General features: G+C 65.1%; 19 protein-coding genes, 1 tRNA gene and 1 riboswitch. Of the genes, 11 read left to right on the top strand and 9 right to left on the bottom strand.

The window, feature by feature from the left end:
- Positions 1–64: 64 nt before the first annotated feature.
- Positions 65–1,330 carry a flavodoxin-dependent (E)-4-hydroxy-3-methylbut-2-enyl-diphosphate synthase gene (ispG, locus tag ING15_RS02005; protein WP_206453083.1) on the bottom strand — a complete coding sequence of 422 codons (1,266 nt, stop codon included), beginning with the start codon at positions 1,328–1,330 and terminating at the stop codon, positions 65–67.
- Positions 1,331–1,507: 177 nt separating this feature from the next.
- Between ispG and ING15_RS02000 the strand changes: the two genes are divergently transcribed.
- Both ING15_RS02000 and ING15_RS01995 read left to right on the top strand, forming a co-directional pair.
- The gene (locus ING15_RS02000) at positions 1,508–1,681 is read left to right on the top strand and encodes a DUF3309 family protein (protein ID WP_206453082.1); all 174 of its coding nucleotides are present in this window, start codon (positions 1,508–1,510) and stop codon (positions 1,679–1,681) included.
- Positions 1,682–1,776: 95 nt separating this feature from the next.
- A complete protein-coding gene (locus ING15_RS01995) occupies positions 1,777–1,935 on the top strand; it encodes a DUF3309 family protein (protein WP_206453081.1) in 159 nt (52 codons plus the stop codon).
- Positions 1,936–1,987: 52 nt separating this feature from the next.
- On the opposite strand, the gene ING15_RS01990 is transcribed toward ING15_RS01995, so the two are convergent.
- Together ING15_RS01990 and ING15_RS01985 are read right to left on the bottom strand one after the other, a co-directional pair.
- A complete protein-coding gene (locus ING15_RS01990; RefSeq protein WP_332873749.1) occupies positions 1,988–3,223 on the bottom strand; it encodes an MFS transporter in 1,236 nt (411 codons plus the stop codon).
- A gap of 31 nt (positions 3,224–3,254) precedes the next feature.
- A complete protein-coding gene (locus ING15_RS01985; protein WP_206453079.1) occupies positions 3,255–4,127 on the bottom strand; it encodes a formate/nitrite transporter family protein in 873 nt (290 codons plus the stop codon).
- 436 nt (positions 4,128–4,563) lie between these two features.
- On the opposite strand from ING15_RS01985, the gene ING15_RS01980 reads away from it, so the two are divergent.
- Positions 4,564–5,436 carry an SDR family oxidoreductase gene (locus ING15_RS01980; RefSeq protein ID WP_206453078.1) on the top strand — a complete coding sequence of 291 codons (873 nt, stop codon included), beginning with the start codon at positions 4,564–4,566 and terminating at the stop codon, positions 5,434–5,436.
- 2 nt (positions 5,437–5,438) lie between these two features.
- On the opposite strand, the gene pyc is transcribed toward ING15_RS01980, so the two are convergent.
- Together pyc and ING15_RS01970 are read right to left on the bottom strand one after the other, a co-directional pair.
- Positions 5,439–8,900, bottom strand: coding sequence for a pyruvate carboxylase (gene pyc / locus ING15_RS01975; protein WP_206453077.1), 3,462 nt, complete (start codon positions 8,898–8,900; stop codon positions 5,439–5,441).
- Positions 8,901–9,011: 111 nt separating this feature from the next.
- Complete coding sequence (locus tag ING15_RS01970) at positions 9,012–9,896, bottom strand: DMT family transporter (protein WP_206453076.1); 885 nt, start codon at positions 9,894–9,896, stop codon at positions 9,012–9,014.
- A gap of 370 nt (positions 9,897–10,266) precedes the next feature.
- Between ING15_RS01970 and ING15_RS01965 the strand changes: the two genes are divergently transcribed.
- Together ING15_RS01965 and ING15_RS01960 are read left to right on the top strand one after the other, a co-directional pair.
- Entirely contained in the window at positions 10,267–13,545 is a 3,279-nt protein-coding gene (locus tag ING15_RS01965) for a helicase-related protein (protein WP_206453075.1), read from the top strand.
- A gap of 17 nt (positions 13,546–13,562) precedes the next feature.
- A complete protein-coding gene (locus tag ING15_RS01960) occupies positions 13,563–13,949 on the top strand; it encodes an RNA-binding S4 domain-containing protein (protein ID WP_206453074.1) in 387 nt (128 codons plus the stop codon).
- Positions 13,950–13,991: 42 nt separating this feature from the next.
- Here ING15_RS01960 and fdxA read toward each other — a convergent pair whose 3' ends face one another.
- Positions 13,992–14,330 (bottom strand): ferredoxin FdxA, encoded by a 339-nt coding sequence (gene fdxA, locus ING15_RS01955; protein WP_206453073.1) that lies wholly within the window; start codon positions 14,328–14,330, stop codon positions 13,992–13,994.
- 363 nt (positions 14,331–14,693) lie between these two features.
- On the opposite strand from fdxA, the gene ING15_RS01950 reads away from it, so the two are divergent.
- On the top strand, positions 14,694–16,091 hold the full coding sequence (locus ING15_RS01950) for a TrkH family potassium uptake protein (protein WP_206453241.1): 1,398 nt from the start codon (positions 14,694–14,696) through the stop codon (positions 16,089–16,091).
- A 236-nt stretch (positions 16,092–16,327) separates the two neighbouring features.
- On the opposite strand, the gene ING15_RS01945 is transcribed toward ING15_RS01950, so the two are convergent.
- Positions 16,328–16,699 (bottom strand): hypothetical protein, encoded by a 372-nt coding sequence (locus tag ING15_RS01945; RefSeq protein ID WP_206453072.1) that lies wholly within the window; start codon positions 16,697–16,699, stop codon positions 16,328–16,330.
- Positions 16,700–17,085: 386 nt separating this feature from the next.
- Positions 17,086–17,162 (bottom strand) — tRNA-Arg (locus ING15_RS01940).
- A 292-nt stretch (positions 17,163–17,454) separates the two neighbouring features.
- Between ING15_RS01940 and ING15_RS01935 the strand changes: the two genes are divergently transcribed.
- Both ING15_RS01935 and ING15_RS01930 read left to right on the top strand, forming a co-directional pair.
- On the top strand, positions 17,455–19,257 hold the full coding sequence (locus tag ING15_RS01935) for a type I secretion system permease/ATPase (RefSeq protein WP_232845490.1): 1,803 nt from the start codon (positions 17,455–17,457) through the stop codon (positions 19,255–19,257).
- Between the two features lie 44 nt (positions 19,258–19,301).
- Complete coding sequence (locus ING15_RS01930; protein WP_206453071.1) at positions 19,302–20,621, top strand: HlyD family type I secretion periplasmic adaptor subunit; 1,320 nt, start codon at positions 19,302–19,304, stop codon at positions 20,619–20,621.
- Between the two features lie 16 nt (positions 20,622–20,637).
- On the opposite strand, the gene ING15_RS01925 is transcribed toward ING15_RS01930, so the two are convergent.
- Positions 20,638–21,276 (bottom strand): thiamine diphosphokinase, encoded by a 639-nt coding sequence (locus ING15_RS01925; protein ID WP_206453070.1) that lies wholly within the window; start codon positions 21,274–21,276, stop codon positions 20,638–20,640.
- 126 nt (positions 21,277–21,402) lie between these two features.
- Positions 21,403–21,501, top strand: a riboswitch (TPP riboswitch).
- A 48-nt stretch (positions 21,502–21,549) separates the two neighbouring features.
- On the opposite strand from ING15_RS01925, the gene thiB reads away from it, so the two are divergent.
- Genes thiB through ING15_RS01910 form a run of 3 tightly spaced genes read left to right on the top strand, consistent with a single transcriptional unit; the run spans position 21,550 to position 24,987 of the window.
- Entirely contained in the window at positions 21,550–22,572 is a 1,023-nt protein-coding gene (thiB, locus tag ING15_RS01920) for a thiamine ABC transporter substrate binding subunit (RefSeq protein ID WP_206453069.1), read from the top strand.
- A 55-nt stretch (positions 22,573–22,627) separates the two neighbouring features.
- Positions 22,628–24,253 carry a thiamine/thiamine pyrophosphate ABC transporter permease gene (gene thiP, locus ING15_RS01915; RefSeq protein ID WP_206453068.1) on the top strand — a complete coding sequence of 542 codons (1,626 nt, stop codon included), beginning with the start codon at positions 22,628–22,630 and terminating at the stop codon, positions 24,251–24,253.
- Positions 24,250–24,987 carry a thiamine ABC transporter ATP-binding protein gene (locus ING15_RS01910; RefSeq protein WP_206453067.1) on the top strand — a complete coding sequence of 246 codons (738 nt, stop codon included), beginning with the start codon at positions 24,250–24,252 and terminating at the stop codon, positions 24,985–24,987. Before thiP ends, ING15_RS01910 begins: the two co-directional genes overlap by 4 nt.
- Positions 24,988–25,161: the final 174 nt, after the last annotated feature.

Genomic DNA, 25,161 nt, shown 5'->3' with positions numbered 1-25,161 from the left:
GCCCGACGGAAAGGCCGACGGACAAACGCCACGGGACCCTCACCAGCCGGCAGACCGGAACCGCCTATTCCGCAGCCTGCTTTTCTCCGAAGCGGCGCTCGATATAGGCGGCGACCATGGCCTGGAACTCGGTCGCGATGTTCGGCCCGCGCAGCGTCACCGTCTTCTTGCCGTCGACGAAGACCGGCGCGGCGGGCGTCTCGCCGGTCCCCGGCAGCGAAATGCCGATATCGGCGTGCTTGGATTCGCCCGGCCCGTTGACGATACAGCCCATCACCGCGACGTTGAGTGCCTCGACACCGGGATATTTCTCCCGCCAGACCGGCATGTTGACACGCAGGTCCGTCTGAATTTTTTCGGCGAGCTCCTGAAAGACGGTCGAGGTCGTGCGGCCACACCCGGGACAGGCCGCGACCACCGGCACGAACTGGCGAAACCCCATCGTCTGCAGGAGTTCCTGGGCGACCTGCACTTCACGCGTGCGGTCGCCGCCCGGCTCCGGCGTCAGCGACACACGGATCGTGTCGCCAATGCCCTCCTGAAGAAGGATGCCCATCGCCGCGGACGAGGCGACAATGCCCTTCGAGCCCATGCCGGCCTCGGTCAGGCCGAGATGCAGCGCGTGGTCCGTACGGCGCGAGAGATCACGGTAGACGGCGATCAGATCCTGCACCTGGCTGACCTTGGCCGAGAGGATGATACGCTTGCGTGAAAGCCCGGTTTCCTCGGCCAGCGCGGCCGACAGGAGCGCCGACTGGATGATCGCCTCGCGGGTTACGGCGCGGGCCGAGCGTGGCTGAGGCAAGTCGTTGTTGGCGTCCATCAGCCGGGTCAAGAGCTCCTGGTCGAGCGAGCCCCAATTGACGCCGATTCGCACTGGTTTGTCGTAGCGGATCGCCGTTTCGACGATGGCGACGAACTGCCGGTCCTTCTTGTCCTTGAAGCCGACATTGCCCGGGTTGATGCGGTATTTGGCCAGCGCTTCGGCGCAGGCCGGATGGTCGGCCAGAAGCTTGTGGCCGATATAGTGGAAGTCGCCGACGAGCGGCACGGTGACACCCAACCGGTCCAGCCGTTCGCGCACCCTTGGCACCGCCGCGGCGGATTCGTCGCGATCGACGGTGATCCGCACGATTTCCGACCCAGCCTCGGCAAGGGCAGCGACCTGTGCCACCGTCGCGTCGATGTCGGCGGTATCGGTGTTGGTCATCGACTGCACCACGACCGGCGCGTCGCCACCGACGACGATACCGCCGACATCGACCCCGACAGTGGGGCGGCGCGGTGCCGGATCGGCGTCGACGGTGTCGATCGAAGTCTGAACGGTCATGGCGAACCTTGAGGATATGCGCTGTCGACCTGCGAGGTGGCGTCTTGGCGCCGGCTTGTCAATTCGATTGACGCTCGGCCCGGCAAGCGAAAACCTCAGATCGCGATCCGAACCGATCTTGATCCCGGCCGAGGGGGTGCGTACCGAGGCAAAGATCAATGCACCCTGGAGTTTCCGATGCCCTTCCAATACGGACCCATTGTTGTCGTCGTCGCGTTTCTTCTCCTGATCGCGGTCATGCCCACTTGGCCCTATTCCCGGGGATGGGGGTATCGTCCGACACTGGCGCTGGCAATCATCTTCACCCTGCTCGCCGTATTTGTCGCGATCGGAGGATTTGGTCCGGCTTAAACCGACAGGATCATTTGCGTCCTCAGGCGGGAACCCAAACGGCGTTCAACGGTTTGTGATGGTGACTGTTGTCAAAAAAACGATCGGACCTCACCATGAGCATCGGTACCATCCTTCTCGTCATCCTCATTCTCCTGCTGATCGGCGCGCTGCCGTCGTGGGGTTACTCGCGCGGTTGGGGCTATGGTCCGTCCGGTATTCTCGGCCTGATCGTCGTCGTGATCCTGATCCTGCTTCTGCTCGGCCGGATCTAAAACGCGGCCTGCCCGTCACAAAGGAGACCGGCTTTGTGCCGGTCTCCTGAGATCACCGGTGTTTTCGGCGGTCGGCGCCGGCCATCAGTGCCGACATTGCGAGGATGACCAACAAGAGCGTGGACATTCCGAGGAATACGGCCGGAAAGCCGAAGCGCTCCGCCAAGACGCCGATCGCAGCGGGGGCGATTAAGATGCCGGAGTAGCCGAAGGTCGTGGCGATGGCGATGCCGATGCCCGGCTTCAGGTCCTCGACGTTGCCGGCGGCCGAAAAGGCGATCGGCACGATATTGGACAGGCCGACGCCCAGCAGGGCGAATCCGGCCAGGACCGCGGGGAGATTCCCCGCCAGACCGATCAGCGTCAGGCCCGCTACTGCGACGAGGAGGGACAGGCGCACGGTGCCGACCGCGCCGATTCGGTCCCGGATCCTGTCGCCGACGAAGCGGAACAGGGCCATCGCCGCCGAAAAAGCGGCGAAGCCGAACCCTGATGCGGCGATGTCGACGTTCAGATCCTGACGCAGATAGATCGCGCTCCAGTCGATCGCCGCGCCCTCCGGCACCATCGCGAACAGCGAAAAGATACCGATGGCGAGCGCCGTGAGGAGGGCGGCGCGATCACGTTTCGCGGCCGCGATCAGGCCGGTCAGCCCAACCGACCGGGGGTCGTCGTCGACCGGGGCGGCTTGCCTGTCTTCCAGCATGTGCCGCCATACCGGCCACAGCATCGCGAGGGTAAAGCCGCCGACGAGGAGCGTGTGTCCGACCGACCCGATCGCCGCGATGACGGCCCCGCCGGCGCCGGCTCCGACGAATCCGCCGATCGACCAAAAGCCGTGAAAGGACGACATGATCGCCTTGCCGGCACTACGCTCGACCGCGACGGCGTTGGCGTTCATCGCCACATCCATGCCGCCCAGCGTCATGCCGTAGAAGAAGATCGCCAGAGCGGCGAGGGGCACGGTAGGCGCCACCGCCAGCAGCGGTAGGGCGAGAGCCAGCAGCATCTGCGTTATCAGCACGGGCCGCCGCGACCCGCCCTGGGCGATCGTGGCGCCGATCAGCGGCATGGCGGTCATGGCGCCGAGCCCGAGCACCAGAACGAACAGGCCGAGGGTCGACTGGGTGATGGCGAGCCGGTCGGCCAGCACCGGCACCTGCGGCGCCCAGCTGCCGAGCACGAAGCCGTTGACGAAAAAGGCGATGGCGGCCGCAAGGCGCGCGCCCGGCGTCCTGAACGACAGCCGAGTGCTCCAGCCGGCCGCGATCCGCTGCCCATTACTCAAAGTGACAATCCTAGCAAAGCCTGCACGACGCCTATTTCTCGCGCAGATATGCATACCAATAAGACAAACCGATGAGGCCGCCGCCGATCATATTGCCGATCGTCACGAACAGAAGGTTCCACAGGAACCAGCCGACGGTAAGCCCATCAAACGCATCAGGTGTGGACGCGGTTATCGTCCAGAACTGTTCCCCGGCGAACCACTTCGTCATCAGGCCGATCGGTATGATCGACATGTTGGCGATAGAATGCTCGAAACCCGCAGCGACGAAGGTCGCGATCGGACCGACAATCGCAAGGATCTTGCCCGGCACGGTTCGTGCCGCGAGCGCCAGCCAGATGGCCAGACAGACTAGCATGTTGGCAAGAATTCCCGCGGCGAAATTGGCGTAGAAGGCGTCGCCGGTCTTTCCCGCAGAGACCTTGAGTGCGTTGAGCCCCACGGCACCATCGCCGATCATGTACCCACCGGCGATGACGAATAGAATCGCGATGATCAGCGATCCGACGAAATTCCCGGCATAGACCATGCCCCAGAACCGCCACATCGTGGCCCGGTCGAGCGTGTGGCGCACCCGTTGAATCACCAGCATCGTGTCGCCGGTGAAAAGCTCCGCCCCGGCGACGACCACGAGTACCAGGCCGACGGAAAAGGCGACGCCGCTGAACAGACGCGAGAGCCCGAACAGGCCATCGTTGCCCGCGCCAGTGACAAGGTAGAAGATCGAGCCGAAGGCGATGTAGAAGCCCGCCAGTATCGATAGGACGGCGACGTCGACCGCCGGCTTCTTCACCTTTCCCGACAGGTAAACGACCGCGTTGGCCGCGGTTTCTTCAGGCGAGCGGTCGTTCACGCCAGGAAACGTCGATCTGGTTTCGGTCGAGGGACCCGGCGTCGCGACCATCGTTGTCGTCTCCTTGGACCGTATCAGCGTCAGCATGAATACCGCGGTTCGCGGGGCAACAATGATGGGCGAGATCGGCCCCTGTTGTCCGAAACCACTGCAGGTCCTTGACGCCCATCTGCGCGCCGGGGGTAACATGCACCGCCTCGATGGTGACGTCCGGTTCGATGGCAGGGCCGTCTCCATTTTCATCGGCTGGAGCGATAAGAGCATATCACCGGCTCTGACCGCTTGACCTGGCGCAATCGCCAAGCGCGAAAGGCCGACATTCCCTGACCAACGGTTCGTCGACTGACGAAATTATTCCGTGCTCCAGCCGAAACCGGAGCTAGTTCGCGCGTTTCCCAAGAGATTTCAATCCGTGAGGCGACCACGTGCCGGTTCGGCACCAATCCGAATTGGTTGTCCGCCCATTGCAGATGAAAGGGATAACGTCATGGCCCTCGATCCTCGAAACGCCTATCCGCGCCCGAAGCAGCCGAACCAAGATCAGGATATGCCAGGTGAAACGGAGGCGATGTCTCCGAGGCCCGATCACGGCGAGGAAAGCTACAAGGGGTCAGGAAAGCTGACGGATCGCGCGGCGATCATCACCGGCGGCGATTCCGGCATAGGACGGGCCGTCGCGATAGCCTTTGCGCGCGAAGGCGCTGACGTTCTCATCTCCTATTACAACGAGGAGGAGGACGCCCGGGAGACCGCGCGTCTGGTGGAAAAGGCCGGTCGCCAGGCGATCCTGATGCCAGGCGACATCAAGCAGGAGGATCACTGCGAGGCGCTGGTCAAGAAGGCGATGGATACCTTCGGCCGGCTGGACATCTTGGTCAATAACGCCGCTCACCAGGCGACGTTCGACAGCATCGAGGAGATCAGTGCCGAGGAATGGGACGTGACCTTCCGCACCAACATCCATTCGATGTTCTATCTCTGCAAGGCCGCCATCCGGAACATGCAGCCGGGCGGAGCGATCGTGAACACCACCTCGATCAACGCGACCGATCCGTCGCCCGGATTGCTGGCCTATGCCACCACGAAGGGCGCGATCGCCAATTTTACCGGCGGTCTTGCCCAACTGGTCGCCGACAAGGGAATTCGCGTTAACGCGGTCGCTCCGGGTCCGATCTGGACGCCGCTCATTCCCTCGACCATGCCGAAGGAGAAGGTCGAGAACTTCGGCTCCTCGACGCCTCTCGGCCGGGCCGGGCAGCCGGCGGAACTCGCGCCGGCCTATGTCTATCTTGCCTCGGACGATTCCACCTACGTTACGGGAGAGGTCCTGGCGGTGACTGGCGGGCGGCTGATGCTTTAGGATCAGGCCGCGTAGACCACGAGCAGATCCTTGGCGTCGATCTGCGCGCCGGCGGTCACATGCACCGCCTCGACCGTGCCGTCGCGCTCGGCGTGCAGGGCGGTTTCCATCTTCATCGCCTCGATCGACAACAGGACATCGCCGGCCTTGACCGCCTGGCCGGGCGCGACCGCCAGCGTCGAGACGACGCCCGGCATCGGCGCACCGACATGGCTGGCGTTGCCGGCTTCGGCTTTCGGCCGGACCGCGGCGCCCGACGCGCCATGGGCCCGGTCGGGAACCTTGACCCGCCGAGGCTGGCCGTTCAGTTCGAAGAAGACCGTACGCATGCCCTTTTCATCGGTTTCGCCGAAGCCAAGGCAGCGAATGACCAGGGTCTTGCCGCGCTCGATATCGACGAGAACCTCGTCCTCCTGGTCCATCCCGTAGAAATAGGACGGTGTCGGCAGCATCGAGACCGGACCGTAGAGTTCCTGCACGGCGGCGAAATCGGCGAAGACCTTGGGGTACATCAGATAGGAAGCGAATTCCGGGTCGCTCACCGGGCGTTCGAGTTTCGCCTCGATGGCGGCGCGCTCGGCGTCGAGATCGGCCTCGCCGAGCAGCGAGCCGGGCCGCACGGTGATCGACGTCTCGCCCTTCAGCACCTTCGTCTGGATGTCCGCCGGCCATCCAGCCGGCGGCTGGCCCAGATCGCCATGCATCATCGCCACCACCGACTCGGGAAAGGCGAGGTCCTTGGCCGGGTCGAGCACGTCGGCGACGGTGAGATCCTGACTGACCATCATCAGCGCCATGTCGCCGACGACCTTGGACGAGGGCGTCACCTTGACGATGTCGCCGAACATCCTGTTCACGTCGGCATAGGTCTGGGCGACCTGGTGCCAGCGCGCCTCCAGGCCGAGCGAGCGCGCCTGCTCCTTCAAATTGGTGAACTGTCCGCCCGGCATTTCATGCAGATAGACCTCGGAAGCCGGACCCTTGAGGTCACTCTCGAAGGCGGCGTACTGCGCCCGCACCGCCTCCCAGTAAAACGAGATGCGCCGGATCGCCTCGGCCGACAGGCCGGGATCACGTTCGGTGCCCTTCAGCGCCTCGACGATGGAGCCGAGGCAGGGCTGCGAGGTGTTGCCGGAAAGGGCATCCATCGCCGCATCGACGGCATCGACGCCGGCATCGATCGCGGCGAGCACCGTGGCCGCCGAAATGCCGGACGTGTCGTGGGTGTGGAAGTGGATCGGCAGATCGGTCTCCTGACGCAGCGTCCGGAACAGGACGCGCGCCGCGGCCGGCTTGAGCAGCCCCGCCATGTCCTTGATGCCGAGAATATGGGCGCCGGCCGCTTCCATCTCCTTGGCCAGCGACACGTAATATTTGAGGTCGTATTTCGACCGATCCGGATCGAACAGGTCGCCGGTATAGCAGATCGCCCCCTCGCAGAGCTTGCCGGCCTCGCACACGGCGTCCATCGAGACCCGCATGTTCTCCACCCAGTTGAGGCAGTCGAACACCCGGAAGAGATCGACGCCGCCCTTGGCCGCCTCGGCGACGAAGCGCCTGACGACATTGTCCGGATAATTGGTGTAGCCGACGCCGTTCGAGCCGCGCAGCAGCATCTGGAGAAGGATGTTCGGTGCCTTCTCGCGAATCAGCGCCAGCCGCTCCCATGGGTCCTCGGTGAGGAAGCGCATGGCGACGTCGAAGGTCGCGCCCCCCCAGCATTCGAGGCTGAGAAGCTGTGGCAGGGCGCGCGCATAGGCGTCGGCGATGGCGACGATGTCATGGGTTCTGACGCGGGTCGCCAGCAGCGATTGCGGCCCGTCGCGCATGGTCGTGTCGGTGATCAGGACCTGCGGCTCGGCGCGCATCCATTCGGCGAAAGCCTTCGGGCCGAGGGCGTCGAACTTCTGGCGGGTGCCGTCGACGATCGGTGCCTTGAACAGCGGCGGCACCGGGGCGATCTGGCCTTCAGTCGGACGGGGCCGGTGTTTCGTCTCCGGATGGCCGTTGACCGAGACGTCGGCGAGATAGGTCAAGAGCTTGGTGGCGCGGTCGCGGCGCTTGACCTGGCTGAACAGCGCCGGCGTGTCGTCGATGAATTTGGTCGTGTAGGTGTTGTCGCGGAACTTATCGTGGCCGATGATCGCCTCGAGAAAGGTCAGGTTCGTTGCCACGCCGCGGATGCGGAACTCGCGCAGCGCCCGGTCCATGCGGGCGATCGCCTCCTGCGGCGTCGGCGCCCAGGCCGTCACCTTTTCCAGGAGCGGATCGTAAAAGCGCGTGATAACGGCGCCCGAATAGGCGGTGCCGCCATCGAGGCGGATGCCAAAACCTGTGGCGCCACGATAGGCCGTGATCCGGCCATAGTCGGGGATGAAGTTCTGCTCCGGATCCTCGGTGGTGATGCGGCACTGCAGGGCATGGCCGTTGAGCTTGATGTCCTCCTGGCGCGGCACGCCCGATTCCGGCGTGCCGATCGCGGCGCCGTCGAGTATGTGGATCTGCGCCTTGACGATGTCGATGCCGGTCACCTCCTCGGTGACGGTGTGCTCGACCTGGACGCGCGGATTGACCTCGATGAAGTAGAAGGCGTCGGTGTCGGCATCCATCAGGAACTCGACCGTACCGGCGCCGACATAATCGGTCGCGTCGGCGAGCTGGCGAGCATATCCGGCGATTTCGCGGCGCTGGGCGTCGTTCAGATACGGCGCGGGCGCGCGCTCGACGACCTTCTGGTTGCGGCGCTGGATCGAGCAGTCGCGCTCGAACAGGTCGACGATGTTGCCGTGGGTGTCGCCGAGAATCTGCACCTCGACATGACGGGCGCGCTCGACCAGTTTTTCGAGATAGACCTCATCCTTGCCGAACGCCGCCATCGCCTCGCGCTTGCCCTCGATCACCTCGCGCTCGAGGTCCTTTTCGGCGCGGATTGCGCGCATGCCGCGCCCGCCGCCGCCCCAGGAGGCCTTGAGCATCACCGGATAGCCGATCTCGGCGGCCATCTCGCGGACCTTGGTCATGTCGTCGGGCAGCGGCTGGGTCGCCGGCACGACGGGCACGCCCACCTCGACGGCCAGATTGCGCGCGGCGACCTTGTTGCCGAGCCGGCGCATGGTGTCGGCGGTGGGGCCGATGAAAACGATGCCGGCCTCGCGGCAGGCGTCGACGAATTCCGGGCTTTCCGACAAGAGCCCGTAGCCCGGATGAATGGCGTCGGCGCCGGACAGCTTGGCGACGCGAATCACCTCCTCGATCGACAGATAGCTCTCGATCGGTCCGAGGTCCTTGGTCAGATGCGGGCCACGGCCGACCTGATAGCTCTCGTCCGCCTTGAAGCGGTGGAGCGCCAGCTTGTCCTCCTCCGCCCAGATCGCCACGGTCCTCAGGCCGAGTTCATTGGCGGCGCGGAAGACGCGGATGGCGATTTCGGATCGGTTGGCGACAAGGATCTTGCGGATGGCCAAGGACTGTTCCCCCTACTCAGGTCGCACGACTTATAGTCGCTTTCGGCGATCGCTCAAGATTGCGGCGCCGCAGTGCTTTTCGCAGGTGCGAAGCGCCACAATGCCCTCTCGTCAGCGATTGCGAATCAGCGGAATCCGGCTCGGCCAGCCGAATCGCTGCTCCTCGCGCACCAGGGTGAAGAGGCCGGAGACTCCGACCAACGCCATGCCGACCATCGCGAGACCGTCCGGATATTCGCCGAAGAAGGTGGCGCCGATGACCGCGGCCCAGACGATCTGGCTGTATTGGGTGGGGGCCACCCGAGCGGCGGGCGCGAGCCTTGTGGCGAAGACGATCAACAGATGGCCCATGCCGGCGAATACGCCGCCGAGCAGGAGAACCGGCCAGAGGGCGGGGCCGGGCGCTTCGAAATTCGGGACCATCAACACCCCGTTGACAACAATCCCGGCGACGAGAACGGCACCAATCAGCGTGATCCGGCGTTCGGAGGGGCCGAGGACGCGCAGGATGAGGACGGTCGCCGCGCCGCAGATGGCGACGAGAATGGCGGCGAAGTGGCCCGGCAGGATTTCCCGGAAACCGGGCCTGACGACGAACAGAACCCCGATGAGGCCGCCGAAGACGGCGAGCCAACGCCGCCAGCCGACCGGCTCCTTCAGCACCACCCGGGAAAACACCGTCACGAAGATCGGCAGGAGAAAAATGAGGGCGTAGGCCTCGGCCAGCGGCAGGGTGGTGAAGGCAATCACCCCACCGATGCCGCCGAGCGTGCCGCTCAGCATCCGCAGCGCCAGCAGGCCGGGACGCTTGGGCACGAAGACGTTGCCCCAGTTGTCTTCCGGGCGCTTGGTGAACAGCGCCGGCAAAAGGGCGAACAGCGAGACGAAGAAGCCGATCTCGAAGATGGGAAGGTCGGGGCCGATCCACTTCAGGCTGGCATCGGCGCCCGCGAAGGAAAAATAGGCGGCGAAGGCCAGGAGAATTCCGGCTTGCATGGAGTGATCCGGGACGGCGGCGGGAACTCGTCGCTACGTTAACCCCATCTTATTGTGCAACCGAATTTGCGATAAGGGCCGAGTTTTTCGCCCCGGTGTGGCAAGGACCCCACCTCCAGACGCGAAAAAAGGCAGCGAGGGGGAGCTGCCTTTTTCCGTCTGCATATCGCGATCGAGGGGGATGATCGCTTGGGGGTGCCTGAATAATGCGGGGGCGCGCCAGTGGTTCCAAAAAAAGTTCGAGTCGATCGATTTTTTTTGTCGCGCCGTGGTTCGCTTGAAATCCGCGCCGGTTCTCGGGCGTTCGAAGCCATTGCGAATCAAGGCGGAACCTTTTCCAAACGACCTGTGATCCCACATAGCGATACGCATGGCTGAGTTTCCCCCCGTCCAAGAGACCCTCCGCTTCGACGGGACAAATGTCACCGCCGTTCTCGGACCCACCAACACCGGCAAGACGTTCCTGGCGATCGAGCGGATGGTGGCTCATTCGTCCGGAACGATCGGCCTGCCGCTGCGGCTGCTGGCGCGCGAGGTCTATCAGAAGGTCTGCGACCGGGTGGGGCCGGCGGCGGTCTCGCTGATTACCGGCGAGGAGAAGATCAAGCCGCCGAACGCGCGCTATTCCGTCTGCACCGTCGAGGCGATGCCGCGCGCGCCGAACACCGCGTTCGTTGCGATCGACGAGGTGCAGTTGGCCGCCGACCTCGAACGCGGCCACGTCTTTACCGACCGCATTCTGCATGCGCGGGGACGCGAGGAGACCCTGCTGCTCGGCGCTTCGACGATGCAGGGCGTCTTGCAGCGCCTGTTGAAGGGCGCCCAGACGGTCACGCGGCCGCGCCTGTCGAACCTCGTCTACGCCGGTTCCAGGAAGATCACCCGCCTGCCGCGCCGCACCGCCATCGTCGCCTTCTCCGCCGACGAGGTCTATGCCATTGCCGAACTGATCCGCCGCCAGCGCGGCGGCGCGGCGGTGGTCCTCGGCGCGCTCAGCCCACGCACCCGCAACGCGCAGGTCGCGCTCTATCAGTCGGGCGACGTCGATTTTCTGGTCGCGACCGACGCGATCGGCATGGGGCTCAATCTCGACGTCGACCATGTCGCTTTCGCACAGGACTGGAAGTTCGACGGGTTTCAGTACCGCCAGCTGACCGCCGCCGAATACGGCCAGATCGCCGGGCGGGCGGGCCGGCATCTGCGCGACGGAACCTTCGGGGTCACCGGCAAGGTCGACCCGCTGCCGGGCGAACTCGTCGAGGCGCTGGAGGCCCACGTGTTTCAGCCGGTGCGGGTGCTGCAGTGGCGCAGCCGCGACTTCGATTTCGCATCCATCGCGGCGTTGAAGGACAGTCTCGAGCGGCCGCCGCCCTGTCCGGAACTGACGAAATCCCTGCCGGCGGTTGACCAAAGGGCGCTGGAATACCTGTCGCGCGATCCGAACGTGGCCGATCTCGCGCTTGGCGCCAAGCGCGTCGAATTGCTCTGGGAGGCCTGCAAGCTTCCCGACTACCGCCGGATCGCTCCGGCGCAGCACGCCGAGATCATCGCTGCGATCTATGTCGATCTTGCCGTCCGCGGCCATGTCGCGGAGGATTACATGGCGGCGCAGGTGCGTCGTGCCGATCGCACCGACGGCGACATCGACACCCTGTCCCAGCGCATCGCCGAAATCCGGACATGGACCTATATTTCCCACCGCCCCGAATGGTTGGCCGATCCGACACACTGGCAGGAAAAGACACGGGCCATCGAAGACCGGCTTTCCGACGCGCTTCACGATAGGTTGACGAAACGCTTCGTAGACCGCAGGACAAGCGTCTTGATGAAGCGGCTGAGAGAGAACGCGTTCATGGAAGCTGAGATCAGCGGCGACGGCACGGTCGTGGTCGAGGGCCACACTGTCGGGGAGCTGCAGGGGTTCAGATTCACCCTTGATGGCAAGGCCGAAGGCCAGGACGGCAAGGCGGTGCGCGCGGCCTCGCAGAAAGCGTTGACCGGGGAGTTTGAAAAGCGGGCCGAGCGCTTCGCCAACGCACCGAACGGCGACATCGCCCTCGGCTCCGACGGCTTGATCCGCTGGCTCGGCGCGCCGGTGGCCAGCCTTGCTGCGAGCGACGACCCGCTGAAGCCGAAAATCGTCCTCCTAGCCGATGAACAACTGGCCGGCCCCGAGCGCGACAAGGTCGCGGCACGGGCCGAGCGCTCCGTCACCTATCAGGTCTCAACGGTGCTGAAGCCGCTCGTCGACCTGAAGTCGGCTGAGGGTCTGGAGGGGACCGCGAAGGGGCTCGCCTATCGCCTGTCCGAGAATCTCGGCATGGTGCAACGCCGCGACGTCGCCGAGGAAGTCCGCTCGCTCGACCAGGATGCGCGCGCGGCACTGCGGCGCTGTGGTGTGCGCTTCGGCGCCTATCACATCTTCATCCCGGCGCTGATCAAGCCGGCGCCGGCGGCCCTGCTGACGCTGCTGTGGGCGGTGAACAAGGATGGGCGCGACCGGCCAGGATATGGGGAGGTTACGAATCTTCTGGCCACCGGCCGCACGTCTGCGGTCGCCGACCCGGCCATCGACCCGGTGTTCTTCGGCCTCGCCGGCTATCGGCTGCTCGGCCGCCGGGCGGTCCGGGTCGACATTCTGGAGCGTCTCGCCGATCTGATCCGGCCGGCCCTGGCCTGGAAGCCGGGGACGGGCAAGCGCCCCGAGGGTGGCTACAACGGCGCGCAATTCCTGGTAACGCCGGCGATGATGTCGATTCTCGGTGCCACCGCCGAGGATATGGAAGAGGTGCTGAAGGGCCTCGGATACCGCCCTGAAGGCGTCGAGGCGGGGGCGGTCGAAGCCGAGATTCAGCGTCTCGACGCCGAGACCAAGGCCGCCGAAGCTGCCACTCGGGCCGAGGCCGAGCGCAAGGCGGCGGAGGCCGTCGCCACGCTCGAGACGCCCCAGCCACAGCCGGAGGCAGGCGCCACGCCGGAAGCGACTGTTGTGACGGAAGCCGGGATCGCAGCCGCAGATACAGTCGCGCCGGCGGGGGCTGGCAACGAAGCGGTGGCGGAGCCGTCCGCGAAAGCGGGCGAGGCGGAGGCTGCCGCACCGGACGCCGTCGGGAGTGCAACGGATGGCGAGGCCGCCGCCAGCACGGCCGAGGCGGTCGCACCCGTCGGCGACGCGGCCGTGTCCGGGGCGGAGACGACGCCGGAGCCGTCTCCCACCGGATCGGCGCCGGAAGAAGCGGAAGGCGAACAGGCCGCCGCTTCCGAGCCCGATGGCGAGCCGGTTGCTCCGAAGCTCGTGCAGGTCTGGCGGCCGCAACGCGCCGGTGGGCGCGCGGGCCAGCGTCACGGTCACGCTCAGCGGGGCAAGGGCCGCGAGGCCGGCGGCGGGACGGCAACTCCGGAGCGCGGCCAGCGCTTCGGCAAGGGGGGCCAGAAGGCCGACGGTCGAACCGAGAACGAGCGCCAGGCAAAGGGCCGGCCGAATCGCGACTGGAAGGAGCGCGGCGAGCGCAAGGAGGGTGGCGGCGGCCGCCGCTTCGACAAGCCGCAGACCGCGTACAACAAGCCGGTGCAGGCAAGGCCGCAGCGCGTCGACCCCGATTCGCCTTTTGCCAAGCTCGCGGCGCTCAAGGACAAGCTTGGCAAATAAGCCCGAAAACGGTTCCGATGGCTGACGGAACGGGTCAGCGCATCGACAAATGGCTCTTCTTCGCGAGGGTCGTGAAGTCGCGCAGCCTTGCCCAGAAGCTTGTCCAATCGGGCGGCGTGCGGATAAACCGCGACAAGACCACCAATGCCGCGCGTCTGGTGCGTGCCGACGACACGCTGACCGTGTCGATCCACGACACGGTTCGCATTTTGAAGATTCGCGACTGCGGCACCCGCCGCGGGCCGGCTAGCGAAGCGGCGGAGTTGTACGAGGATCTGTCGCCGCCGCCAGATGAGACAACCAAGCGCAAGGATGCCGAGCCGCCCAAGGGCGGCTATACCCCGCCAAAACGGCCGCCGAACAAGAAAGAGCGCCGCGCCCATGAGCGCCTGCGCTGGGGATAAATCCGGCTAGCCTATCGGGCCTTTGCTGCGAACACTGACGGTTCAGTCGCCTTCGCCGGGTTCGGGCGAAAAGTACTTCTCGAACTTGCCTTCCTCGCCGTCGAATTTCTCGGCGTCGGCCGGCGGCTCACGCTTGATCGTGATGTTCGGCCATTTCTCGGCGTATTCGGTGTTGACCGTCAGCCATTTGTCGAGGCCCGGCTCGGTGTCCGGCTTGATCGCCTCGGCCGGGCATTCCGGCTCGCACACGCCGCAGTCGATGCACTCGTCGGGATGGATGACGAGCATGTTGTCGCCCTCGTAGAAACAGTCGACCGGACAGACCTCCACACAGTCCATGTATTTGCACTTGATGCAGTTGTCGGTCACCAGATAGGTCATGACGGAACCTCGGTCTTGTCGGACCCCATTCGGAGAGGGTCGGTTCTTGCGCGAGCGACAGTGCCGGCTCGGATTCCGACCTGTCCTCGTTTCGCCCGGACGTAGCCGCTCCCTCGAAGGCTGACAAGGGCAAAGCATGTCGCGGCATGGGCACTTCGGCGGAATGGATTTCTACGCGGCGAGCTTGGGGCTCGGTCGGCAGGCAAGGGCCGCCCGTGACGGTGGCGGCGCCCCGTTGTCGACGCCGCGGCGCGGGTATAAAAGCGCGTTTACGCCATCCGGCTGTCCGGATCGCCGTGATCCTCGCGGGAGCTTCCCATTCTCCGGACAACCTTCCATACGGCGTCGATCTTCGGACTGGCCCTGGCCGGAGCCATGCTGATTCCCGCGTTGACGGATTTTTCCAACGCCAATGACGACTGGCGAATCTTCGTGTTTTCCGCTGTCGACGTTGCGATCGTCTGCAGTCTTGTCGCCGCGGCCACCCGCGGCGAACGCGTGCCGTTCACGCCGCGCCTCGGCTTCCTGCTGGTGACGTCGGTTTGGTTGGTCACCGCCGGCATCGGCGCCCTGCCGCTGTATTTCGGCTCGGTCCACCTCAGCTTCGCCGGCGCCTTCTTCGAATCGATGTCCGGACTGACGACAACAGGCTCGACAGTGATTTCCGGCCTCGATGCGCTCCCGCCGGGCCTTCTTTTGTGGCGCTCGCTGCTGCAATGGCTCGGCGGCATCGGCATCATCGGCATGGCGATCCTGATCCTGCCGTCGATCCGCGGCGGCGGTCTTTCCCTGTTCCACATGGAGAGTTCGGACAAATCCGAGAAAATCCTGCCGCGCGTCAACCAGTTGGCGGCCGGCCTGATGGCTGCCTATGCGGTGCTGACCGTCCTCTGCATCATGGCCTATTCGGCCCTTGGCATGAGCGTCTTCGATGCCGTGAACCACGCGATGACGACGTTGGCGACCGGCGGGTTCTCGACCCACGACTCCTCGATGGGCTATTTCGACGACAACCGGCTGCTTGTCGTCTCGAGCCTGTTCATGGTGCTCGCCTCGCTTCCCTTCGTGATCTACATCCGGGTGCTCCTGCCGTTCCGATTCCAGCGCTGGAACGATCCGCAGATCCTGGTTTTCCTGGTGACCTGCGCCGTGCTCAGCGTCGCTCTGGCTGCTACCCGCCATGCTCTCAACGCGACGCCCTTCAACGAGGCGTTCGCCAGTTCGGCGTTCAACCTCATTTCGGTGATCACGACGACGGGCTATGCTTCGGAGGACTATACGCTCTGGTCGAACGCTGCGACGGGTGTCTTCTTTCTCGCCATGTTCCTGGGCGGCTGCGCCGGGTCTACCGCCGGCGGGATCAAGGCCAACCGGCTGGTCATCCTCTTCCTCCTCGTGAAAGCCAGCGCCCGGGGACTGTTCCGTCCGCATGCGATCCGGCGCCTGCGCTACGGCAATCAGGAGGTTACGCCGGAATTGCTGCAGACCGTGACGCTGTTCGTCTTGTTGTTTTTCGGTGTCTTGCTGATCGGCACCGTCGTCTTGACCTTGCTCGGGCTCGATTTCATGACGGCCTTTTCCGGATCGCTCACCGCGCTCGCAAATGTCGGTCCGGGATTTGGCCAGATCATCGGCCCCGCCGGCAATTTCGGCAAATTCTCCGATCCGACGCTCTGGGTTCTTTCCGCGATCATGCTGCTCGGGCGGCTCGAGATCGTGACGGTGCTCGTTCTCTTGTTCCCAGCGACCTGGCTCGACTGAGCGCCGCCATGCTTCCCGCTCGCCGCGAAATCCGACATCATCAACCGGGCGGCGGAAATATGTAAGACGGCCGTTGCGCTGAGGCAGTGGCCGGTGAGGTGAATATCTTGCGGAATGATCTTTGAGCGTCTGAGAAGCTATCTCGACGCTCGGGCGGCAGAGTAGATAAGCATGACGCGCACACCTGTAAAACAGGCTCGTGCAGCTATCGAACTGCATGGTGATCCCCAGCGACCCTAATGCATGTCCTTGAAGCCAAGACCCCTTTTGATGTTGCGCTCGGCTTCACGCCGCTCATGCATGTTGGACGTGTGGAGATGACCCGCCATACTAGTGAAGCCGTCAGCGGCCTCCTTCAAGTCATACCCCTTCCACCACTTAGCATATGTGGACGATAGCCTCAGATGAATTTCGGTGAATGCGGCAAGCTGCTGCCCGAGGTTGGCCAGTCGGGAGCGATCCTTTTCGGCTTTTTGGTAGTGAAGCATAGGATATTCGGGATGCAAATCTCCGCTGCTCTTTATCGGCCAAGAGCGCGCCAACTCTTTCAACTCAACGCGCGCTTCCCTCCGAAGTGTCCACAGCCAGCGTATCGGCTCCGCGATCATCTGTGACGTGAGCCACGCCAGAATTCCCCGAGAATGCCAAAAAAGAACGAGGCCATGTCACTGCCCATGTCGTTCGTCGGTCGAAATCGATCGCCCGATGACGGTTGGTCCTATGACTTGTCGGCAGACGCCCCGGCCGACAGGTACGTTTATCATGGCCTGCCCAGCGGGATATGCACCGTATGCGCACCCTCAATGGCACCCGCTCAAGGTCGGGAACGCCTCGACTCCCTACACTTTCCGTCCGAAGCCGACCTTTGACGGAATCCGTCGAGTCGCGTGGAGTTGCTGAGAGTACCTGCAAACGCCTGCAATTCAAGGGAACTGGTCGCAACATGGATGCAACATGAAACCGGGCCTGCCTGAAATTAAGTATTTCATTTCTATGGTGATCCCGACTGGATTCGAACCAGTGACCCTCAGATTAGGAATCTGATGCTCTATCCTGCTGAGCTACGGGACCACGAGGGCGCACCATAATCGAATCCGGCCGCCGGCGCCAAGCCTTGTTCGACGAGCCGGGTTTTGCGAGCCCCGCTGACCATCGCGGCCGTCATGCTCGCCAAGCCGCCTGACGCGCCCGCCGAAGATCATCTTGTCGTTGCACGATGAATAGGTTTGAATGACCTAAGGAAAGTTCCCTGGTGTCGGCTTCTTATCACTGTCGAATGATCGACGATGGGGGTCGGGGTTTCGAGGGCCGCGGGCTATGGCGAGTGACATCTTTGAGGAAAACCGGAGGGGGCGGGATCGCATTGACTGGAAATGACCAACGTTTCGGCTTTGACCTGACCGGCGGCTTCGTCGCGCTGATCGTCTTCAGCTTCGTCATCAACATTCTGCTTCTGATTCAGCCGATCTATTTGCTGCAGATCTATGACCGCGTGCTGTCCTCGGCCTCCGTCGAGACGCTGGCGTTCATTTCCGTCATCGCGGTGGCCGCGCTGGTCCTGCTCGGCGCGGTCGACGCGATCCGGTCGATGATCTGCGGTCGGATCGCCGCGCGGCTGGAGGCAGGGACGGGCGCCCGGACGCTCGTCGGCGCGATGCGCGGTCCGCGGGCGTCGCTGGGCGACGTCCAGCCGCTGCGCGATCTCGCCACGGTGCGCGCATTCATATCCGGCCGTTCCCTGCTGGCCTACTTCGACCTACCCTTCGTCCCGCTCTTCATCGGCATTCTCTATTTCATCCACCCGCATCTTTTCTGGCTGACGCTGGGTGGCGCGACCATCCTGGCCCTGCTCGCCTGGGCCAATCAGCAGGCGATGCAGCGCCCGGTCGGCGAAGCCGGCGAGCGGGCGATGGCCGCGATGCTCGCAGCGCAGTCCTTCGCCCGCGGCGCCGAAAGTATCGCAGCGATGGGCATGGTGGGCAATGTCGTAGGAGCATGGGGCGGCCAGGAAGCGCGTTCGCTGGAGGCGCAGGACCGGCTGAACCGCATCAATGCGATCTATGCCGGCGTCTCCCGCACGCTTCGAATCGGGTTGCAGATCGCCATCCTCGGCTATGGCGGCTATCTGGTGCTGGCCGGTGAGATGACCGCCGGGATGATCTTCGCTTCCTCGCTGATTTCCGGTCGCGGACTCCAGCCGATCGACCAGGTCATCGCGGGGTGGAAGCCCGCCGTCGATGCCCGCAAGGCCTGGGGACGGCTGAGCGTGTTGCTCGCTCCGCTTGGGACCAAGCCGGCCGCGACCGATCTGCCCGATCCTGTCGGGCGCCTGTCGCTTGAGAATGTCGTCGTGTTTCCGCCCACTGCAGCGAACGCCGACCCGCTGCTCAAACGGATCTCGGCCGAGATTCCGGCCGGCGACTGCGTCGTGGTGGTCGGTCCTTCCGGCGCCGGGAAATCGACGCTCATGCGCGCCATCGTCGGCGGTTTCGACATCCGTTCGGGCGCGATTCGTGTCGATGGGGCCGATATCCGCAACTGGGACCGGGAGAGTCTGGGTCGCCATGTCGGCTATCTGGCCCAGGACGTCGAACTTCTGCCGGGGACGATCGCGCAGAATATCGCCCGGTTCGATCCCGACGCGCGCGATGCGGCCATCATCGACGCGGCAAAGAAAGCCGAGGTCCACGACCTCATCCAGCGATTGCCGAAGGGCTATGATACGATCATCGGGCCAGCCGGCCAGCAATTGTCCGGCGGGCAGCGCCAGCGCGTCGGTCTGGCCCGGGCATTTTATGGATCGCCGAAGCTGCTCGTTCTCGACGAGCCGAACGCCAATCTGGACACCGAAGGCGAGATGGCGCTGGACAAGGCGCTGGCATCGGCCCGCGAGGCGAAGGTGACGGTGCTTCTGGTGACACAGCGCCGGCCGATTGCCGAACGGGCCGACAAGATCATGATCCTGCGCGAGGGAGCCGTGCAGGATTTCGGGCCACGGCAGGAGGTGTTCGCGCGCCAGGTCCAGAAGGCCAAGGCGGCCCAGGAGGCCGCGCGCGCGGCTTCCGACGATCGGGCGGAAGCTTCGCCGGCGCCGTTCCCGATCGTCACTGGGCGTTTTCCGGCTGTCGTCACCGGCGGGCGGAACTACGAAACGGCTGACAGCTGAGCGGCGGCTCGATGGCCCGGTTGCCGACAATGGAGCGGACATCGATGACGAAAAACGACGACGGCTGGGCTCGCGACGTCAAGACCGGCATACGGCTGATCACCATGACGGGTGCCGCTCTCTCGGCGAGCTTTCTTTTGGGCTTCGGCGCCTGGGCCGCACTGGCGCCGCTGGCGAGCGCTGCGGTCGCGCCGGGTGTCGTTGCGGCGGCCGGTCAGAACCAAGGAGTCCAGCATCTGGAGGGCGGGATCGTGCGGACCATCCTCGTGCGCGAGGGCGAGCGCATCAAGGCGGGCCAAGCGCTGTTCGCCCTCGATCCGACAGGGCCCGAGGCGCAGCGCAATCGACTGCAGAAACAGATGGTCGGCCTGAAGGCGCGGACCGAGCGGCTGACCTCCGAGCGCGACGGCCTGGAGGAGTTGTCGTTTCCCCCGGTGTTGCATGAACTGGCCGCGACAGAAGGCATCGGCAATCTTCTCAACGAGCAGGAACGCGAGTTCACCGCCCGTCTGGACCGCCACCGCCAGGAGCAGGTGATCATGGGCCAGCGCGTTCAGGCCCTCCGCGAGCAGATCGAGGGGATGTCCGCGCAGCAGACAGCTCTCGAGCGCCAGCTGGAAGTCGTTCGGGAGGAAGTGACGCGCAAGCGCACGCTCTTGGACAAGGGCCTGACCAATCGCTCGGAATACACAGCGCTGCTTCGCAGCGAGGCGGATCTGGTCGGTCAGGTCGGGCAGAGCGTTTCCAGCATCCTGGCGGCGAAGACCCAGATCGCCGAAGCGCAGGCGCAACTGGCGCGTCTCGACACCCAGCGCGTCGAGACCGCCGTGACGCAGCTCAACGAAATCCGGGCGCAGGTCTCCGATACCGAAGAGCAGCTGCGGGCGGCCGAGGATGTGCTCGATCGCATCGTCGTTCGTTCGCCGAGCGATGGAATCATCATCAAGATGAGTGTGAATGCCTCCGGTAGTGTGGTTCGGCCCGGCGATCAGCTCCTCGAACTTCTGCCGACCGGCGAAGACCTCCTGATCGAGGCCCGCGTCTCGCCACAGGATGTCGACGTCATCTCCATCGGACAAAGGGCCCGGCTGCGGTTCAGCGCGCTCAATACGCGCACCACGCCGACCGTCGAGGCGAAGGTCACCTATCTTTCCGCCGACCGGCTGATCGATCAGACGACCCAGCAGCCCTATTACACTGCCCGGCTCAGCATGATCGACGATCTGCCACCCGAGATCAGCCGCGACCAGATCTATCCGGGCATGCCGGTGGAGGCCTATATCGCGACCGGCGAGCGCACCTTCCTGGAATATCTCGCCAAGCCCATCACCGACAGTTTCTCAAGGGCCTTCCGGGAGGATTGAACCGCTCGGCGTCGCCTCAGCGCACCGCCGGGTCGGCTTGGGCGATCAGTATGGCGGCGCCCTCGCGTAGCTGGACCACGACCTCGCCGAGTGCCTCGTTCGACTGAGTCAGGATCGAATGGAACGGGACGTCGACATCGGCGAGCGGCCATTTCGCGTTTGCCACCGTCAGCCCGGAGAGGTCGGAGAATTTCAGGATCGAGAATTGCGCGCCGGGGGCCAGGTCGAATCGACGCGACCGAGGTGAAAGCGGCCAGCCATGCTCGCGGCCGTCGAACAGCGCGACGTCGAGGCCGCGCGCGGCAAAGCGCAGTGCCAGGATGAGATGGGCGAAGGCATGGTCGCTGCGCGGTCCGCCGAGCGCGCCGACGAGCAGCAGCCGGGTCGCGCCGCGGGCGACCGCTGCCTCGATAGCGAGTTCCCCATCGGTCTGGTCCTTGTCGCTGGGAAAGGTTTCGCGGGGAATGCCTGAGGACTGGACGGCCGGGACCGCCGGGCTGGAATCGAAATCGCCGACCCACAGTTCCGGCGTGAGCCCCAGCGCCGTGGCATGGCGAATTCCGTCGTCGGCGGCGATCACCCGCGTGCCGGATACGGTGGCGATCAGGGCGGGGGTCGGATCGACGCGGCCGGCAAGAAGGATCGTGAAGCGCATGGCGCTCTGATCTAGCGCACCGCAGCTTCGAAGGGGAGGGAAAACCACGCGCGTCCCCCTCGTTACGTCACCGGAACAGGGGTGTCCTGCTCTTGCCGGTGGCGGTGCTTGTCGCTAAATCTTTCCGCAGCTCACACGGGGTGCCTTCGGGCTGAGAGGCGTCTTGCCAACCCGTCGAACCTGATCCGGATCGTACCGGCGGAGGGATTGCGGGCGTTCGCGGGATCCTCGCGGCGCGGCGCTTCCGACGTCGCTGCATTGAGAGGCAAGCCCATGATCCCCATCCCTCCGCAGCTCTTGTCCAGTGTGGCTGTCCTCGCCGCACTGTTTGCCTTCGCCGCGCCCGCTTCAGCAAAGGAGGGCAAGCCGACGCTCACCATCTACACCTATGAGAGCTTCATCCCTGAATGGGGTCCGGGACCGAAGATCGAGGCGGCGTTCGAGACGGTCTGCGGTTGCGACTTGAAATTCGTCGGTCTTGGGGATGGGGTCGCGATCCTCAACCGGCTCAAGCTGGAGGGCGAAACGAGCGACGCCGACATCGCGCTGGGCCTGACCTCCGACCTCATTCCGGAAGCCAAGGCGACAGGCCTGTTCGCCGAAAGCGGCGTCGATCTGTCCAAGCTGACGGTGCCGACTGGCTTTTCCGATCCGGTCTTCGTGCCCTACGATTACTCCTACCTCGCCGTCGTCTACGACACCGAGCGGGTCGAAAACCCGCCGAAAAGCCTCGAGGAACTGGTCTCCGGCGATCCCGAGCAGAAGATCGCCATCGAGGACGCGCGCACCTCGACGCCGGGGCTGGGTCTGCTCTTATGGATGAAGGCGGTCTATGGCGAGGAAGCGAAGGCCAAATGGTCGGAGCTCTCCGACCGCATCCTCACCGTGACGCCCGGCTGGAGCGAGGCCTATGGCCTGTTCACCAATGGCGAGGTTCCGTTGGTGCTGAGCTATACGACGTCGCCGGCCTATCACATGGTCGAGGAAGGCTCCGAGCGCTATCAGGCCGCCGCCTTCTCGGAAGGCCAGTTTCTCCAGATCGAGGTCGCGGGCCTGCTCAAGAACGCCGATCAGCCGGAGCTGGCGCGGCAATTCCTCGCATTCATGCTGACCCCCGAGTTCCAGTCGATCATCCCGACCACCAACTGGACGCTGCCGGTGATCGACGGCATCGAACTGCCGGAGGCGTTCGACCGGTTGGTCAAGGTGGATACGCCGCTGTTCATCGATCCTGAGACGGTCGCCGCAAACCGCAAGGCCTGGACGCAGGAATGGCTCGAGGCGATCGGCCGCTGATGCGCCTCGTCGTTTGCGTTGGATGGCGCGGCGGGGCTCGGCTGCCCGCGCGGTCATGACGGGCGCCACCGACCGGACCCTGCGCATCGGCCTCGGCTTTGCAGCCGCTGCAATCCTGATCGCCTTTCTCGGCGGCGCGTTTGTGTTCCTGTTCGCGGCAACGGGTGCCGCGCCGGATCTGCCGGCGCTCTTCGCCGACCGCTATATTCGGGGCGTCGTGGTCTTCACCCTGGAGCAGGCGGCGCTGTCGACGCTCTTGTCGCTTGCCGGTGCGGTGCCGCTGGCCGTCGCGCTCCACCGTGCCCGCTTTCTCGGACGCCGGGCGGTGCTGCGGTTGTTTCTCTTGCCGCAGGCCTTGCCGGTCCTCGTCGGCGCGCTCGCGATCATCACCATCTGGGGCCGCAACGGGGTGCTCTCCGGAGCCTTCGCCGCGATCGGGTTGCCGCGGCTCGACGTCTATGGGCTGGCCGGCATTCTGATCGCCCATGTCTTCTTCAACCTGCCGCTCGCCGCCCGGCTGATGGTGGCGGCGCTGGATCGCGTGCCGGCCGAAAGCTGGAAGCTCGCCGGGCAATTGTCGCTGACGCCGCTCGCCACCTTCCGCCTGCTCGAATGGCCGGCGATCCGCGCCAGCCTGCCGGGAGCGGCGAGCCTCGTCTTCATGCTCTGCGTGACGAGTTTCACGCTTGTCCTCGTCCTCGGCGGCGGGCCCGGCGCGACAACGCTGGAAGTCGCGATCTACCAGGCGCTACGCTATGAGTTCGACCCCGGTCGGGCGATCGCCCTGTCGCTTCTGCAGATCGCCCTGACCGCCATCATCCTGTGGCTGGCAACCCGACTTGGCGGCGATGTCGCGGCCGGCTTCGGTCTCGGCGGCCGGGCTCTGCGCTATGACCGGCCGAGCCGGGCGAGGGCGGCGATGGACGCCGCGATCCTGTCGCTCGGAATCGCCTTCGTCCTGTCGCCATTCGTCGCGGTTCTGGTGCGCGGGTTGCAGGCCGACCTCGTCTCGCTCGCCGTCGATCCAGCGGTCCGTCGCGCGGCGCTGACCAGCCTGGTCATCGCCCTTGCCGCGGCATCGCTGGCGCTTCTCGTCTCGATTCTGGTGATCCTCGCCCTCGAAGCCTTGCGCAGCGCGCCATTCGGTGCGCCACGTGGCCGCGATACCGCGCGCAAGGGACTGGAGACGGCGGCCAGCCTCGTCCTCGTGGTTCCGCCGATCGTTGTCGGGGCCGGCTGGTTCCTGGCGCTACGCCAGGTCACCGACGTCTTTGCCGCCGCGCCCTATGTCGTCGTCGCCACCAACGCGGCCATGGCCGTGCCGTTCATCGTGCGGATCGTCGGGCCGGCGCTCGCCGCTGCCAATCAGGCGACCGGGCGACTGGCGGACAGTCTGGGACTCGCCGGCCTGTCGCGGCTGCGCGTCGTCGATTGGCCGGCCATGCGCCCAGCGCTCGGCCTCGCCTTCGCCTTCGCCCTGGCGATCTCGTTGGGCGATCTCGGAGCGATCGCTTTGTTCGGCAACCAGGACCTCCTCACGCTGCCCTATCTGCTGTTGCAACGGATGGGCAGCTATCGCACCAGCGACGCGGCCGGTCTGGCGTTGATCCTCGGTGTCCTGTGCCTCGGCCTGATGGCGCTGGCCGAGCGCGGGCTGGCAGGCGCGGGAGAAAAGCGATGAGCGGTGTGCCGGCCTTGTCCTTCGAAGACGTTCGGCTCGCCTATGAGGGCAGCGACATGCGATTCGATCTCGACGTGAGCGAGGGCGAATGGCTGGCGGTGATCGGGCCGAGCGGCGCCGGCAAGTCGACGCTCCTCGATCTGGCGGCCGGTTTCGCGACGCCCGATTCGGGGCGGGTCGCCATCGCCGGCGCCGACATGACCGGGGTCGCCCCCGCCGAACGGCCGCTCAGCATCGTCTTCCAGGAAAACAATCTGTTTCCCCATCTCGATGTGTTTCGCAACGTCGCGCTCGGCATCGCCCCGAATCTTCGCCTGTCCGGCGGCGACCGGCGCCGCGTCTTGGCGGCGCTGGAGGCCGTGGGCCTCTCTGGTTTCGAGGCCCGTCGTTCCGCCACGATGTCCGGCGGCGAGCGCCAGCGTGTCGCCTTGGCGCGCGCCTTCCTGCGCGATCGACCGCTGCTGCTCCTCGACGAGCCCTTTGCGGCGCTGGGGCCGGCGCTGCGCAAGGAGATGCTGGGGATGCTGAAGGCGCTTCGCGCGGAACGCGCAGAGCGTCCCATGAGTGTGGTGATGGTGACCCATCATCCGGACGACGCGGCCGATCACGCCGATCGCGTCGCGTTCCTCGATCAGGGCGTGGTGCTTGCCGTCGGGCCGACCCGGGCGATCCTGTCGGGCCAGAGCGATCCGCGTGTCGCCCGCTATCTCGGCACACAGGATTCTGCTTCGTGACGCATTTCCGGCGAATTTGCTTGTTAGCCGGGAGATTATCCGAGATGAGGGGGTGCACTGCAGTTTTGCGAGGTCGTGTTGCGGATCGATCCTTCCGCAGAGCGCGGCATTTCGGTTAAGGGTCTTGTCCGTAGAGGGCAGAGCTGAATTTCTGCGGCATATTGGCGGGGGCGG

It is taken from the genome of Aurantimonas marina, assembly GCF_017183135.1.
Classification (GTDB): Bacteria; Pseudomonadota; Alphaproteobacteria; order Rhizobiales; family Rhizobiaceae; genus Aurantimonas; species Aurantimonas marina.
This window is presented reverse-complemented; position numbering and strand designations above follow the sequence as displayed.

Excerpts from the sequence above, each read along its gene's own strand:
- ispG (WP_206453083.1), bottom strand. The coding sequence starts at position 1,330 with ATGACCGTTCAGACTTCGATCGACACCGTCGACGCCGATCCGGCACCG.
- ING15_RS02000 (WP_206453082.1), top strand. The coding sequence starts at position 1,508 with ATGCCCTTCCAATACGGACCCATTGTTGTCGTCGTCGCGTTTCTTCTC.
- ING15_RS01995 (WP_206453081.1), top strand. The coding sequence starts at position 1,777 with ATGAGCATCGGTACCATCCTTCTCGTCATCCTCATTCTCCTGCTGATC.
- ING15_RS01985 (WP_206453079.1), bottom strand. The coding sequence starts at position 4,127 with ATGGTCGCGACGCCGGGTCCCTCGACCGAAACCAGATCGACGTTTCCT.
- ING15_RS01980 (WP_206453078.1), top strand. The coding sequence starts at position 4,564 with ATGGCCCTCGATCCTCGAAACGCCTATCCGCGCCCGAAGCAGCCGAAC.
- ING15_RS01970 (WP_206453076.1), bottom strand. The coding sequence starts at position 9,896 with ATGCAAGCCGGAATTCTCCTGGCCTTCGCCGCCTATTTTTCCTTCGCG.
- ING15_RS01965 (WP_206453075.1), top strand. The coding sequence starts at position 10,267 with ATGGCTGAGTTTCCCCCCGTCCAAGAGACCCTCCGCTTCGACGGGACA.
- ING15_RS01960 (WP_206453074.1), top strand. The coding sequence starts at position 13,563 with ATGGCTGACGGAACGGGTCAGCGCATCGACAAATGGCTCTTCTTCGCG.
- fdxA (WP_206453073.1), bottom strand. The coding sequence starts at position 14,330 with ATGACCTATCTGGTGACCGACAACTGCATCAAGTGCAAATACATGGAC.
- ING15_RS01945 (WP_206453072.1), bottom strand. The coding sequence starts at position 16,699 with ATGATCGCGGAGCCGATACGCTGGCTGTGGACACTTCGGAGGGAAGCG.
- ING15_RS01930 (WP_206453071.1), top strand. The coding sequence starts at position 19,302 with ATGACGAAAAACGACGACGGCTGGGCTCGCGACGTCAAGACCGGCATA.
- ING15_RS01925 (WP_206453070.1), bottom strand. The coding sequence starts at position 21,276 with ATGCGCTTCACGATCCTTCTTGCCGGCCGCGTCGATCCGACCCCCGCC.
- thiB (WP_206453069.1), top strand. The coding sequence starts at position 21,550 with ATGATCCCCATCCCTCCGCAGCTCTTGTCCAGTGTGGCTGTCCTCGCC.
- thiP (WP_206453068.1), top strand. The coding sequence starts at position 22,628 with ATGACGGGCGCCACCGACCGGACCCTGCGCATCGGCCTCGGCTTTGCA.
- ING15_RS01910 (WP_206453067.1), top strand. The coding sequence starts at position 24,250 with ATGAGCGGTGTGCCGGCCTTGTCCTTCGAAGACGTTCGGCTCGCCTAT.